This is a genomic window from Achromobacter sp. SIMBA_011 (assembly GCF_046535435.1).
In the GTDB taxonomy this organism is placed as follows: Bacteria; Pseudomonadota; Gammaproteobacteria; order Burkholderiales; family Burkholderiaceae_B; genus Achromobacter; species Achromobacter dolens.
On record NZ_JAWRWN010000758.1, the window covers coordinates 1 to 258 of the forward strand.

General features: G+C 67.1%; 1 pseudogene. It reads left to right on the plus strand.

What is annotated here, in order from left to right:
* Window positions 1–258: pseudogene (locus SB816_RS33010) on the plus strand (undecaprenyl-phosphate glucose phosphotransferase); the annotation flags it as partial.

Below are 258 nucleotides of genomic sequence, written 5' to 3' on the forward strand. Positions count from 1 at the left end.
CGGCGAAGGCGCTTTCGTCGCCACCGATCTTGCGTCGTTCGCCGCCCTTGCCCGCACCGAACGCGTGGACGAAATCTGGATCGCGCTGCCGCTCGACGACGACGCCACGATCACCCGCGTGATCGACGAATTCCGCCACGATTTCGTCGAACTGCGCCTGATGCCGGACGTCAGCAAGCATGCGCTGTTCGGCAGCCGTGTCGAGGACATCCTCGGCGAACCGGCGATCTCGATGGCCGCACCGCCGCTGTCGCGCGG